We start from the raw sequence: 14145 nt of genomic DNA, 5'->3' as shown, positions 1-14145 counted from the left end.
GCGAGCACGGGCCATGGACATACGAACGGACGGTGAGAAGCGCCGATGACTCCTGGGGTGAACGCTGCGCGGATCTGGGGCCGCCGCATCCTGGCGATCGCCGCCGCGACTGTGGCATTGCCCACACTTGCCGTGGTGGCCGGCGGCGAACCGAGCGCTTCGGCCTTCAGCCGGGAAGGTCTGCCCGTCGAGTACCTCGACGTGTACTCGCCGTCGATGGGCCGCAACATCCGGGTGCAGTTCCAGGGGCCGTCCGAGGCGCCCCCGCCACCGGCCGACGGGGCCGCACCCGCCGCGCCTGCGCCGCCCACGCCGAGCCGAGCGGTCTACCTGCTCGACGGCCTACGCGCACAGGACGATTACAGCGGCTGGGACATCAACACCCCGGCGTTCGAGTGGTTCTACGGATCGGGCATCTCCACGGTAATGCCGGTCGGCGGGCAGTCCAGCTTCTACAGCGACTGGTATTCGCCGTCGAGTTTCAACAACCAGACCTATACCTATAAATGGGAGACGTTCCTCACTCAGGAGCTACCGGCGTGGCTCGCCGCGAACAAGCAGGTCTCGCATACCGGCAACGGCGTCGTCGGGCTGTCGATGTCGGGCAGCGCGGCCCTGATCCTGTCGGCCTATCACCCCGGACAGTTCCGCTACGCGGCGTCGCTGTCCGGCTTCCTCAACCCGTCGGCGCTGCTGATGCAGCAGGCGATCCGGGTCGCGATGCTCGATGCGGGCGGTTACAACGTCGACAACATGTGGGGTGCGCCATGGGACGGCGCCTGGAAGCGCAACGATCCCGTCAAGCAGGTCGCCAAGATCGTCGCGAACGGTACGCGCCTGTGGATCTACTGCGCGCCGGGTGGCTCGACGCCGCTCGACGAGGGCGCCGACCCCAATCTGGCGATGAGCGCCAACAGTCTGGAGACGCTGGCGATCAAGAGCAACAAGGACTTTCAGGACGCCTACGTCAAGGCCGGCGGTCGCAACGCGAGCTTTCACTTCCCGCCGGCGGGCAACCACGCGTGGCCCTACTGGGGCTCGCAGTTGACGGCCCTCAAACCAGACCTGATCGCGACACTGAACGGCTGAGGGGCAACCAGGACGACAACTGCTGGAAAGAAACGTCACGCGCACGTGTGGTTGACTACACGGGCACGCGAGCCGGCTGGGTCAGGGGACCCGGCTCGCGAAATATGACTGGAATACGACAGATGAGAGATCAGATAGGGAGCGGAATGAAGTTCGTTGGGAAGATGCGCGGCGCAGCGGCAGGCCTGTCGCGCCGGCTGACGGTTGCGGCCGCGATCGCGGCCGTGCTGCCTGGCCTGGTCGGCGTCGTCGGCGGCTCGGCGACCGCTGGAGCCTGGTCTCGACCCGGCTTGCCGGTCGAGTATCTCGAAGTGCCGTCGGCCGCGATGGGGCGCAATATCAAGGTCGAGTTCCAGAGTGGTGGCCCGGGGGCTCCCGCGCTGTACCTGCTCGACGGCATGCGCGCCCGCGAGGACCAGAGCGGTTGGGACATCGAGCTCCCGACGTTCGAGTGGTTCCTGAACTCGGGCATCTCCGTGGTGATGCCCGTCGGCGGTCAGTCCAGCTTCTACGCCGACTGGTACAAGCCGGCGTGCGGCAGCAAGGACGGTGGCTGCAAGACCTACAAGTGGGAGACCTTCCTTACCCAGGAGCTTCCTGCCTGGCTGTCCGCCAACCGGGACGTCAAGCCGACCGGCAGCGCCGTGGTCGGTCTGTCGATGGCCGGTTCGTCCGCGCTGATGCTGGCGCTGCGCCACCCGCAGCAGTTCATCTACGCCGGTTCCCTGTCGGGGACACTCAACCCGTCCGAGGGTTGGTGGCCCACGCTGATCGGTGTCTCGATGGGTGACGCCGGCGGCTACAAGGCCGAGGACATGTGGGGCAAGTCGGACGACCCGGCGTGGAAGGCCAACGACCCGACCGAGAACGTCGCCGCGCTGGCGAACAGCGGCATCCGCCTGTGGGTGTACTGCGGTAACGGCAAGCCGGGCGAGCTGGGCGGCACCGATATGCCTGCCAAGTTCCTCGAGGGCTTCGTCTGCCGGACGAACTCGACCTTCCAGGAGAAGTACATCGAGGCCGGTGGCCGGAACGCGGTGTTCAACTTCCCGCAGAGCGGTACGCACAACTGGGCCTACTGGGGCCAGCAGCTGCAGGCCATGAAGCCTGACCTGCAGCGCGTGCTCGGCGCCACCCCGACCGCCTGAGCGGACGGCGGCTGACGGCCGAATCGAGTTGAGCTGGCGGCGGCGATCCCATGAGGGGTCGCCGCCGTCAGTCGTTTCCGGCGTAACCCGCGGCACGGATGTGGTTCACTACAACGCGGGTCGGCAGCAGGAGGGTTGAGGATGAGGCGTGCGGTGAGTGTGGTGCGAGCGATTCTGCTGTCGGCGGTTCTGGCTGCCGGGTTGTGGACGGCGTCCACGGCCACCGGCGCGCCCGCGCGGGCCGAGGGCGTCGAGTTCCTGATGGTGCCGTCGGCGGCCATGGGCCGCGACATTCCCGTCGCGTTCCAGGGCGGCGGCCCGCACGCGGTGTTCCTGCTCGACGCGTTCAATGCCGCACCCGACGTGAGCAACTGGGTCAACGCCGGCCATGCCATGACGACGCTCGCGGGCCGCGGCATCTCGGTGGCCGCGCCGGCCGGCGGGGCGTGGAGCCTGTACACGAACTGGGAGCAGGACGGCAGCAAGCAATGGGAGACCTTCCTGTCGGTGGAGCTGCCGGACTGGCTGGCCGCCAACAAGGGGCTGGCACCCAACGGGCACGGCGTTGTGGGCGCCGCCCAGGGCGGTACCGCCGCGTTGACGCTGGCCGCGTTCCACCCGGACCGGTTCCGGTTCGCGGGCTCGCTGTCTGGATTCCTGACGCCGTCGGCGACGACCCTCAACGGCGCGATCACGGCCGGGCTGAACCGGTTCGGCAACGTCGACACCAACCGCATGTGGGGACCGCCACAATTCGGCCGCTGGAAGTGGCACGACCCTGACGTGCACGTGCAGTTGCTGGCCAACGCGAACACCCGGTTGTGGGTGTTCAGCCCGGGAACCCTCACCTGTAGCGATCCTGCCGCGATGATCGGTTACTGCGATCAGGCCCAGGGCAGCAACCGTGCGTTCTATCAGCATTACCGCGCGGTCGGCGGCAGCAACGGGCACTTCGACTTCCCGTCGGCCGGGCAGCACGACTGGGGTAGCTGGGCGCCGCAACTGGCGCTGATGTCGGGCGAACTGGTCGCCACGATCCAGTAGTTGACGCGAATCACCTGCGCCGGGGCACTTTTGGGCAGCCGGTACGGTGGAGTCGTGCAGCACACGGTACGGTCGGCCACCCCGGCCATTGCGACGGCCCTCGCGGTGTCGGCTGCATCGCTGCTCACCGGGTGCGATGCGGGCAGCGACATCATGGCGCCCCTGGCTCTGCCGAGCTCGCAAATCAAGGACACGCAGGCGCAGTCGGGTGTGTTGCCGTCGGTTGCCGCGTCGCCGCAGCAGGGCCGTAACGGCCAGCTCGTCGTCAGCAGCCAGCAGCAGGCGTATCTGGATGCGCTGCGCGAGGCCGGCGTCAACCCGTCCAGTGACCTGCTGGCGCTGTCGATCGGGTCGCATGTGTGCCAGGCCCGGGCTGCCAAGCAGAATGATCAGGCGGTGTGGGATTTCGTACTGCCGCTGGTGCGTAGCGATGTCCGCACCGCCCATTCGGGGGACGGGGGAGTGGAGGTGCCCGGCGAGGTCAACGCCGCCACTTCCGACTACATCCGCATCGCAACCGAACGACTCTGCTAGCAGGAGCACTAACAATTCATGGCAAAGAACGCTCGGCGTAAGCGCCACCGCATCCTGGCTCTGATCGCCGCCGGGGCGATGGCGCTCGTGGTGGTCCTCGTGGTGGCCATCGTGGTGGTCGTGATGCGGCGTCCGGAGACGCCGTCGGCGCCGCCGAGCGCCCAGCCGCCCGCCGGGGTGCCCGCGCCGCCGACGACCCGCAAGCCGCGTCCGGAGTTCCAGTCGGCGGACTGCCCGGACGTGATGATGATCTCGATCCCGGGTACCTGGGAGTCCTCGCCCACCGACGATCCGTTCAACCCTACGCAGTTCCCGCTGTCGTTGATGTCGAACATCAGCAGGCCGATGGCCGAGCAGTTCCCGCCCGAGCGCCTGCAGGTGTTCACCGTGCCCTACACCGCGCAGTTCCATAACCCGTTCTCGGCCGACAAGCAGATGTCCTACAACGACAGCCGCGCCGAGGGCACCCGCGCCACGGTCAAGGCGATGACGGACATGAACGAGCGGTGCCCGCTGACGAGCTATGTGATCGCCGGGTTCTCGCAGGGTGCGGTCATCGGCGGCGACGTCGCGAGTGACATCGGCAACGGCCGGGGGCCGGTGGACCAGGATCTCGTGTTGGGCGTGACGCTGATCGCCGACGGCCGCAGGCAGATGGGCGTCGGCCAGGACGTCGGCCCGAATCCCGTCGGGCAGGGCGCCGAGATCACGTTGCACGAGGTCCCGACGCTCTCGGCGCTGGGTCTGTCGATGACGGGTCCGCGTCCCGGCGGGTTCGGGGCGCTCAACGACCGCACGTTCGAGATCTGCGGTGCGGGTGATCTGATCTGCTCGGCACCCGAGGAAGCGTTCTCGATCCTCAATCTTCCTAAGACTCTGGAGACGTTGTCAGGCAGCGCGGCCGGCCCCGTGCACGCGCTGTACAACACTCCGCAGTTCTGGGTCGAAAACGGCCAGACGGCCACGCAGTGGACGCTGAACTGGGCCAAGGGCCTCGTGGAGAACGCGCCGCATCCCAAACACGGATGATGCGCGCGCCGGATTTGGTCGGGACTAGTAAGTTCCCTTAACATTAAGAGAAAAGTAAGAGCACCTCGCACGCGAGGAGATGGCCAGCCGGGATCTGCTGATCGGTGAGCACAGATCCGCAAGCCCGGTACGATGCTCCGGGTTTGGGTACGTTCGGCCGGTCGAGTGGCTGCGACGCACCGCGAATTACGTGCGACAACGCGATGAGTGCGGCTCTGACAGGAGAGTGATATGCCGTTCCACAATCCGTTCATCAAGAACGGACAGATCAAGTTCCCTGACGGCAGCAGTATCGTCGCCCACGTCGAGCGTTGGGCCAAGGTGCGCGGGGACAAGCTCGCGTACCGATTCCTCGACTTCTCCACCGAGCGCGACGGTGTGGCGCGCGATCTGACCTGGGCTCAGTTCAGTGCCCGCAACAAGGCGGTGGCCGCGCGGCTGCAGCAGGTCACCGAGCCGGGTGACCGCGTCGCGATCCTGTGCCCGCAGAACCTCGACTACCTCGTCGCGTTCTTCGGCGCCCTCTACGCAGGCCGCATCGCCGTCCCGCTTTTCGACCCGTCCGAGCCGGGCCATGTCGGCCGTCTGCACGCGGTGCTCGACAACTGCCATCCGTCGGCGATCCTGACCACCACCGAGGCCGCCGAGGGCGTGCGGAAGTTCTTCCGCAGCCGGCCGGCCAACCAGCGGCCGCGGGTGATCGCGGTCGACGCGGTGCCCGATGACGTCGCGGCGACGTGGATCAACCCGGACGAGCCGGACGAGACCACGATCGCCTACCTGCAGTACACCTCCGGGTCGACGCGCATCCCGACCGGTGTGCAGATCACGCATCTCAACCTGGCCACCAACGTCGTCCAGGTGATCGAGGCACTTGAGGGCGAGGAAGGCGACCGCGGCCTGTCCTGGCTGCCGTTCTTCCACGACATGGGCCTGATCACGGCGCTGCTGGCGCCCATGATCGGCCACTACTTCACGTTCATGACGCCTGCGGCGTTCGTGCGTCGCCCCGAACGCTGGATCCGCGAGCTCGCCCGCAAGGAGGGCGACACCGGCGGCACCATCTCGGTGGCCCCGAACTTCGCGTTCGACCATGCCGCGGCCCGCGGTGTGCCGAAGGAGGGCTCGCCGCCGCTCGACATGTCGAACGTCAAGGCCGTCCTCAACGGCAGTGAACCGATCTCGGCGGCCACGGTGCGCCGGTTCAACGAGGCGTTCGGCCCGTTCGGCTTCCCGCCCAAGGCCATCAAGCCGTCCTACGGCCTGGCCGAGGCCACGCTGTTCGTGTCCACCACGCCGTCGGCGGAAGAGCCGAAGATCATCTCGGTGGATCGCGACGCGTTGAACTCGGGACGCATCGTCGAGGTGGACGACGATTCGCCCAAGGCCGTCGCGCAGGCGTCGGCGGGCAAGGTCGGGATCGCCGAGTGGGCGGTCATCGTCGACGCCGAGTCCGCCACCGAGCTGCCCGACGGCCAGATCGGCGAGATCTGGATCAGCGGCCAGAACATGGGCACGGGCTATTGGGGGAAAGAGCGCGAGACCGTCGAAACCTTCCACAACATCCTCAAATCGCGCACCAGTCCGTCGCACGCCGAAGGCGCGGCCGACGACGCCACCTGGGTACGCACCGGTGACTACGGCGCCTTCTACGACGGCGACCTCTACATCACGGGCCGCGTGAAGGACCTCGTCATCATCGACGGCCGCAACCACTACCCGCAGGATCTCGAGTACTCCGCGCAGGAAGCCAGCAAGGCCGTGCGTACCGGGTACGTCGCGGCATTCTCGGTGCCGGCCAACCAGCTGCCCGACGAGGTGTTCGAGAACGCGCACTCGGGCCTCAAGCGCGACGCCGACGACACCTCCGAGCAATTGGTGATCGTCGCCGAGCGGGCTCCCGGCGCGCACAAGCTCGACGTCGGACCGATCACCGACGACATCCGCGCCGCGATCGCCGTGCGTCACGGCGTCACGGTGCGCGACGTGCTGCTGACCGCCGCGGGCGCGATCCCGCGGACCTCGAGCGGCAAGATCGGCCGCCGCGCCTGCCGCGCCGCCTACCTGGACGGCAGCCTGCGCAGCGGCAAGGTGGCCAACGCGTTCCCGGACGAGACCGACTGATCTGACTCCCACCCGACCGGCGGTATGTGCCGCCGACTGGCAAAGGTGACCTGAAAATGGATGAAACACAGAACGATTCGAATCTTCCAGAGGCCACCGAGCCTGCGGCTGCGCCGGCATCGCGCCCGGACATGAGCGTCGCCGAGATGCGAGAGTGGCTGCGCAAGTGGGTCGCCAACGCGACCGGGCAGTCACCCGACGCGATCGACGAGTCCACCGCGATGGTCGAACTCGGCCTGTCCTCTCGTGACGCGGTCGCCATGGCCAGCGACATCGAGGACCTCACCGGTGTCACGCTGACCGCCACGGTGGCGTTCCGGCACCCGACGATCGAGTCGCTGGCCACCGTGATCATCGAGGGTGAACCGGAGGTCGAATTCAACCCCGACGACGAGGACTGGTCGCGTGACCGCGATGTCGAGGACATCGCGATCGTCGGCGTCGCAACCCGCTTCCCCGGCGATCTGAACAGCCCGGACGAGATGTGGGAGGCCCTGCTCGCCGGGAAGGACTGCATCACCGACCTGCCCGAGGGCCGGTGGGAGGAGTTCCTCGACGAGCCGCGCATCGCCGAGCGGGTCGCCAAGGCCCGCACGCGCGGCGGATACCTGTCCGACATCAAGGGTTTCGACTCCGAGTTCTTCGCGCTGTCGAAGATGGAAGCCGACAACATCGACCCGCAGCAGCGCATGGCGCTCGAGCTCACGTGGGAGGCGCTCGAGCACGCGCGCATCCCCGCATCGAGCCTGCGCGGCGCGAGTGTCGGTGTGTACATCGGCAATTCGACCAACGACTACAGCTTCCTGGCGATGAGCGACCCGTCGGTCGCGCACCCGTACGCCATCACCGGTACGGCGAGTTCGATCATCGCCAACCGCGTCTCGTACTTCTACGACTTCCGCGGGCCCTCGGTGTCGGTCGACACCGCGTGCTCGAGCTCGCTGGTGGCCGCGCATCAGGGTGTGCAGGCGCTGCGGGCCGGTGAGGCCGATGTCGCGGTCGTCGGCGGTGTCAACGCCTTGATCACACCGCTCGTGACGGTCGGTTTCGACGAGGTCGGTGGCGTGCTGGCGTCCGACGGCCGGATCAAGTCGTTCTCGTCGGATGCCGACGGCTACGCGCGTTCCGAGGGCGGCGGCATGCTGATCCTCAAGCGCGTCTCCGATGCCCGCCGCGACGGCGATCAGATCCTCGCGGTCATCGCGGGCAGCGCGGTCAACCACGACGGCCGGTCCAACGGCCTGTTGGCGCCCAACCCCGACGCGCAGGCCGAGGTGCTGCGCAAGGCCTACAAGGACGCCGGCATCAATCCGCGCGACGTCGACTACATCGAGGCGCACGGCACCGGCACGATCCTGGGCGACCCGATCGAGGCCGACGCACTGGGCCGCGTGGTCGGCCGTGGCCGCGCCGCCGACAAGCCTGCGCTGCTCGGTGCGGTGAAATCCAATGTGGGCCACCTGGAGTCGGCCGCCGGTGCGGCGAGCCTGGCCAAGATGACGCTGTCGCTCGCCAACGACAAGCTGCCGCCGTCGATCAACTACGCGGGGCCCAACCCCTACATCGACTTCGACAAGGAACACCTCAAGGTCAACGACACCGTCTCGGATTGGCCGCGCTACAGCGGGCATGCCATCACCGGTGTCTCCGGCTTCGGCTTCGGTGGTGCCAACGCCCACCTGGTGCTGCGTGAGGTGCTGCCGAGCGATCTCGTCGAGCCCGAGCCCGAACCGGATGTGTCCGAGGACAAGTCGGCTTCCGACGACGCCAACGCCGTCTATGTGGGCGGTGTGCGGATGGACGAGTACGGCGAGTTCATCCACGACGACGAGTCCGGCGATGGCGACGGCTATCCGTCCTACGACGAGGCCGGCCACGAACTGCCCGGCCTGACCGACGAAGCCAAGCGCCTGCTCGAGGTCGCCCGCGAGGAACTCGCGGCGGCTGAGGCGGCCGAGCCCACGAAGAAGGTTGTCCCGCTCGCTGTTTCGGCATTCCTGACCTCGCGCAAGAAGGCTGCGGCGGCCGAGCTGGCCGATTGGATCGACAGCGAGGAAGGCCGCGCGTCGTCGCTCGAATCGATCGGGCGGTCGCTGTCGCGGCGCAACCACGGCCGATCCCGCGCAGTGGTGCTGGCCCACGACCACGACGAGGCGATCAAGGGTCTGCGCGCGCTGGCCGAGGGTAAGCAGCATCCGAGCGTGATCACCGCCGACGGCCCGGTGACCAACGGGCCGGTGTGGGTGCTCGCCGGATTCGGTGCCCAGCACCGCAAGATGGGCAAGAGTCTCTACCTGCGTGAGCCGGTCTTCGCCGAGTGGATCGACAAGGTCGACGCGCTGATCCAGGACGAGCGTGGCTATTCGATCCTCGAGCTGATCCTCGACGACTCCGTCGACTACACCGAGGCCACGTGCGAATATCCCATCGAAGTGGTCCAGTTGGTGATCTTCGCCATCCAGATCGCGCTCGGTGAACTGCTCCGCCACCACGGCGCGAAACCCGCTGCGGTGGTGGGTCAATCGCTCGGCGAGGCGGCCGCGGCGTACTTCGCCGGCGGCCTGTCGCTGGCCGACGCGACGCGCACCATCTGCTCGCGCAGCCACCTCATGGGCGAGGGCGAGGCGATGCTGTTCGGCGAGTACATCCGGCTGATGGCGTTGGTGGAGTACTCCGCCGACGAGATCAAGACGGTGTTCTCCGACTACCCGGACCTGGAGGTGTGCGTCTACGCGGCACCGAACCAGACCGTCATCGGCGGGCCGCCCGACCAGGTCGACGCGATCATCGCGCGCGCCGAGTCGGAGGGCAAGTTCGCCCGTAAGTTCCAGACCAAGGGCGCCAGCCACACCCAGCAGATGGACCCGCTGCTCGGCGAGTTGGCCGCCGAACTGCAGGGCATCGAGCCCAAACCGCTTCAGACGGCGTACTTCTCGACCGTGCACGAGGGTCGCCTGATCCGCGCGGGCGCCGAGCCGATCCACGACGTGGACTACTGGAAGAAGGGGCTGCGCCACAGCGTCTACTTCACGCACGGCATCCGCAACGCCGTCGACAACGGCCACACGACGTTCCTCGAGCTCGCGCCGAACCCGGTGGCGCTCATGCAGGTCGGGCTGACGACGGCGTCGGCGGGCCTGCACGACGCGCAGCTCATTCCGACGCTCGCGCGCAAGCAGGACGAGGTCGCCTCGATGATCTCGGCCATGGCACACCTGTACGTGCACGGCCACGACCTCGACTTCCGGACGCTGTTCCCGCGCCGGTCGACCGGGCTGGCCGGGGCACTGGACTTCGCCAACATCCCGCCGACGCGGTTCAAGCGCAAGCAGCACTGGCTCGACGCACACTTCACTGGTGACAGCTCGGCGGTCATGCCGGGCAACCACGTCGCGACGCCGGACGGCAAACACGTGTGGGAGTACGTGCCGAAGGGTGCCGCCGATCTGGCCGCACTCGTCAAAGCCGCTGCCGTGCAGGTGCTTCCGGATGCCAAGCTGACGGCGTTCGAGCAGCGCGCGGTGCCCGCCGATGGCGCGCGGCTGGTCACGACGCTGACGCGTCATCCCGGCGGTGCGACCGTGCAGGTGCATGCGCGCATCGAGGAATCCTTCACGCTCGTCTACGACGCGATCGTGACCCGTGGCGGTGCCGCGGCGGCGCTGCCGACCGCGGTCGGTGTCGGTGTCGCCACCGCTGCCACCGAGGTCGCCGCGGTCGCCGAGCCCGAGCCCGAGGATGATGCCGAGATCCTGCACGACAACCTGACATCCGGAGCCGGCATGGGCGCCGAGTTCCAGAAGTGGTCACCGGATTCGGGTGAGACCGTCGCGCAGCGGCTCGGCACCATCGTCGGCGCCGCAATGGGTTACGAGCCCGAGGACCTGCCGTGGGAGGTGCCGCTGATCGAGCTCGGTCTCGATTCGCTGATGGCGGTGCGCATCAAGAACCGTGTCGAGTACGACTTCGACCTGCCGCCGATCCAGCTGACCGCGGTGCGGGACGCCAACCTCTACAACGTCGAGGAGCTCATCAAGTACGCGATCGAGCATCGCGACGAGGTCGATCAGCTCGCCGAGTCCCAGAAGGGCAAGACGGCCGAGCAGATTGCCGCTGAGCAGGCCGAGCTTCTCGGCGGGGCGTCGAGTGTCGCCGAGGTCGAGGCCAAGCTCTCCGAGGCCGGGCATCCCATCGCCGCGGACAAGGCGGCCGAGTCACCTGCCGACGACGGCGAGTTGAAGCTCGAGATCCCGCCGCCGCCAACAGATCCCAGCGGACCGGCAGTCCCGCCGCCGCCGACGGATCCGTCGGGCCCGTCCGGTCCGAACAAGGCGACCGCCGCGGCGGCTGCCGCCAAGGTGCTGACCCAGGAGGCCGTCACCGAGGCGCTCGGCGCCGACGTGCCGCCGCGGGACGCGGCCGAACGCGTCACGTTCGCGACGTGGGCGATCGTCACCGGCAAGTCGCCGGGCGGCATCTTCAACGAGCTGCCCGCGATCGACGATGCGACCGCGACCAAGATGGCCGAACGCCTGTCGGAGCGCGCCGAGGGCATCATCACGGTCGACGACGTGAAGTCGGCCAAGACCATCGAGGAGTTGTCGAGCACCGTTCGCGATCAGCTCGAAGAAGGTGTGGTCGACGGGTTCGTCCGCACGCTGCGGGCGCCGAAGGAGGGCTCGTCGCACGTTCCCGTCTTCGTGTTCCACCCGGCGGGCGGGTCGACGGTGGTCTATGAGCCGCTCATGAAGCGGTTGCCCGCCGACACCCCGATCTACGGCATCGAGCGCGTCGAGGGCTCGATCGAAGAGCGCGCGGCCGAGTACGTGCCCAAGCTGCTGGAGCTGCACAAGGGCCCGTTTGTGCTGGCGGGCTGGTCGCTCGGCGGTGCCCTGGCCTACGCGTGTGCGATCGGGCTCAGGCAGGCCGGCGCCGACGTGCGCTTCGTCGGGTTGATCGACTGCGTCCGGCCGGGCGAGCCGATCGACCAGTCCAAGGAGGGCATGCGGGCCCGGTGGGATCGCTACGCGCGGTTCGCCGAGCGCACCTTCAACGTCGAGATTCCCGAGATCCCGTACGAGGAGCTCGAAAAGCTCGACGACGAGGGCCAGGTGAAGTTCGTGCTCGACGTCATCAAGGAGAGCGGTGTGCAGATCCCCGGCGGGATCATCGAGCACCAGCGCACGTCGTACCTGGACCAGCGCGCCCTGGACACCATCGAGGTCCAGCCCTTCGACGGACACGTCACGCTGTACATGGCCGACCGTTATCACGATGACGCGATCGTGTTCGAGCCCGCGTACGCGACCCGTCAGCCCGACGGTGGTTGGGGCGAGTTCGTCAAGGATCTCGAGGTCGTGCCCATCGGGGGTGAGCACATCCAGGCGATCGACGAGCCGTACATTGCCAAAGTGGGTGCGCATATGAGCGAGGCGCTCAACCGTATCGAAGCTGAGAGCGAGCACAAGTGACGAACAAGACCACTGCCGAGCTGCTGGCCGAACTCCGCGAGAAGCTCGAACTGGCAAAGGAACCCGGCGGTGAGAAGGCCGTCGCGAAGCGCGAGAAGAAGGGCATCCCCAGCGCGCGGGCCCGCATCCACGCACTGCTCGATCCCGGCAGCTTCCTGGAGATCGGCGCGCTCTGCAAGACGCCCGGCGATCCCAACGCGCTGTTCGGCGACGGCGTCGTCACCGGCCACGGCACGATCAACGGCCGCCCCGTCGGCGTGTTCAGCCACGACCAGACGGTGTTCCAGGGCACGGTCGGCGAGATGTTCGGCCGCAAGGTCGCCCGGCTCATGGAGTGGGTGGCCATGGTCGGCTGCCCGATGATCGGCATCAACGACTCCGGCGGCGCGCGCATCCAGGACGCGGTGACCTCGCTGGCCTGGTACGCCGAACTGGGCAGGCGCCACGAACTGCTGCGCGGCTTCGTGCCGGAGATCTCGATCATCCTCGGTAAATGCGCAGGCGGAGCGGTGTATTCGCCGATCCAGACCGACCTCGTGGTCGCGGTGCGCGACCAGGGCTACATGTTCGTGACGGGCCCGGACGTCATCAAGGACGTGACGGGTGAGGACGTCAGCCTCGACGAGCTCGGCGGCGCTGACGCCCAGGCGCGGTACGGCAACATCCACCAGGTGGTCGAGGACGAGAAGGCCGCGTTCCAGTACGTCCGCGATTACCTGAGCTTCCTGCCCGCCAACACTTTTGACGACGCACCGATCGTCAACCCTGGCCTGGAGCCGGAGATCACGCCGCACGATCTCGAGCTCGATTCGATCGTGCCGGACGCCGACAACATGGCCTACGACATGCACGAGATCCTGCTGCGCATCTTCGACGACGGCGACGTCTTCGACGTGGCTGCGCAGCGCGGGCAGTCGATGATCACCGCGTTCGCGCGGGTCGACGGGTATCCGGTCGGGGTCATCGCCAACCAGCCCATGCACATGTCGGGCGCCATCGACAACGAGGCTTCGGACAAGGCGGCCGGGTTCGTCCGGTTCTGTGACTCCTACAACCTGCCGTTGATCTTCGTGGTCGACACCCCCGGCTTCCTGCCCGGTGTCGAGCAGGAGAAGGGCGGCATCATCAAACGCGGCGGCCGGTTCCTCAACGCCGTCGTCGAGGCCGACGTCCCGAAGGTCACCATCACGATCCGCAAGTCCTACGGTGGCGCGTACGCGGTGATGGGCTCCAAGCAGCTGTCGGCGGATCTCAACTTCGCGTGGCCGACCGCGCGTATTGCGGTGATCGGCGCCGAGGGCGCGGCGCAGCTGCTGGTGAAGCGCTTCCCGGATCCGACTGCGCCCGAGGTGCGCAAGATCCGCGACGACTTCATCAAGGGCTACAACGAGAACATGGCCACGCCGTGGATCGCGGCCGAGCGCGGATTCATCGACGCCGTCATCCAGCCGCACGAGACCCGGCTGCTGCTGCGCAAGTCGCTTCATCTGTTGCGCGACAAGCAGAAGCACGGCCGCGTGCAGCGCAAGCACGGCCTGCTCCCGATCTAGCCGTTTGCGGTGGGCGTTCATCCCACGCCGTTACTCACAAGCGTGTAATTCGCCTGCGCCGCCCCTGAGCTGCGGCGCGGGCGCACCGCCGGAAAACGATCCACAAGTTCTCCACAGCGCTGGCGGGTTGGCTGGCCGTACGGGCGGCTAGAGTGC

The 14145-nt window shown here is 67.7% G+C and carries 8 protein-coding genes; all 8 read left to right on the top strand.

Annotated elements, in window-relative coordinates; translation table 11 throughout:
• The first annotated feature begins 45 nt into the window (after positions 1–45).
• Positions 46–1089, top strand: coding sequence for an esterase family protein (locus AWC31_RS12345; protein WP_085144537.1), 1044 nt, complete (start codon positions 46–48; stop codon positions 1087–1089).
• Positions 1090–1235: 146 nt separating this feature from the next.
• Positions 1236–2237 (top strand): esterase family protein, encoded by a 1002-nt coding sequence (locus tag AWC31_RS12340; protein ID WP_067855078.1) that lies wholly within the window; start codon positions 1236–1238, stop codon positions 2235–2237.
• A gap of 141 nt (positions 2238–2378) precedes the next feature.
• Positions 2379–3281 carry an alpha/beta hydrolase-fold protein gene (locus AWC31_RS12335; RefSeq protein WP_067855081.1) on the top strand — a complete coding sequence of 301 codons (903 nt, stop codon included), beginning with the start codon at positions 2379–2381 and terminating at the stop codon, positions 3279–3281.
• A gap of 54 nt (positions 3282–3335) precedes the next feature.
• Positions 3336–3815: a DUF732 domain-containing protein gene (locus AWC31_RS12330; protein WP_067855165.1), complete on the top strand. Its 480-nt coding sequence runs from the start codon at positions 3336–3338 to the stop codon at positions 3813–3815.
• Positions 3816–3833: 18 nt separating this feature from the next.
• Entirely contained in the window at positions 3834–4844 is a 1011-nt protein-coding gene (gene culp6, locus AWC31_RS12325; protein ID WP_085144536.1) for a carboxylesterase Culp6, read from the top strand.
• A 231-nt stretch (positions 4845–5075) separates the two neighbouring features.
• The gene (fadD32, locus tag AWC31_RS12320) at positions 5076–6968 is read left to right on the top strand and encodes a long-chain-fatty-acid--AMP ligase FadD32 (RefSeq protein WP_067855087.1); all 1893 of its coding nucleotides are present in this window, start codon (positions 5076–5078) and stop codon (positions 6966–6968) included.
• A 56-nt stretch (positions 6969–7024) separates the two neighbouring features.
• Positions 7025–12439: a polyketide synthase Pks13 gene (gene pks13, locus AWC31_RS12315; RefSeq protein WP_085144535.1), complete on the top strand. Its 5415-nt coding sequence runs from the start codon at positions 7025–7027 to the stop codon at positions 12437–12439.
• Positions 12436–13989, top strand: a complete 1554-nt coding sequence (locus AWC31_RS12310; protein ID WP_067855090.1) for an acyl-CoA carboxylase subunit beta — start codon at positions 12436–12438, stop codon at positions 13987–13989. Before pks13 ends, AWC31_RS12310 begins: the two co-directional genes overlap by 4 nt.
• Positions 13990–14145 lie beyond the last annotated feature (156 nt).

This window comes from Mycolicibacterium wolinskyi, assembly GCF_002101965.1.
In the GTDB taxonomy this organism is placed as follows: domain Bacteria; phylum Actinomycetota; class Actinomycetes; order Mycobacteriales; family Mycobacteriaceae; genus Mycobacterium; species Mycobacterium wolinskyi.
The sequence above is the reverse complement of the archived record's forward strand: the minus strand, read 5'-3'. Positions and strand labels throughout refer to the sequence as shown.

Bases quoted from the DNA above. Each gene is read 5' to 3' on its own strand.
- AWC31_RS12345 (WP_085144537.1), top strand. From the start codon at position 46: ATGACTCCTGGGGTGAACGCTGCGCGGATCTGGGGCCGCCGCATCCTG.
- AWC31_RS12340 (WP_067855078.1), top strand. From the start codon at position 1,236: ATGAAGTTCGTTGGGAAGATGCGCGGCGCAGCGGCAGGCCTGTCGCGC.
- AWC31_RS12335 (WP_067855081.1), top strand. From the start codon at position 2,379: ATGAGGCGTGCGGTGAGTGTGGTGCGAGCGATTCTGCTGTCGGCGGTT.
- culp6 (WP_085144536.1), top strand. From the start codon at position 3,834: ATGGCAAAGAACGCTCGGCGTAAGCGCCACCGCATCCTGGCTCTGATC.
- fadD32 (WP_067855087.1), top strand. From the start codon at position 5,076: ATGCCGTTCCACAATCCGTTCATCAAGAACGGACAGATCAAGTTCCCT.
- pks13 (WP_085144535.1), top strand. From the start codon at position 7,025: ATGGATGAAACACAGAACGATTCGAATCTTCCAGAGGCCACCGAGCCT.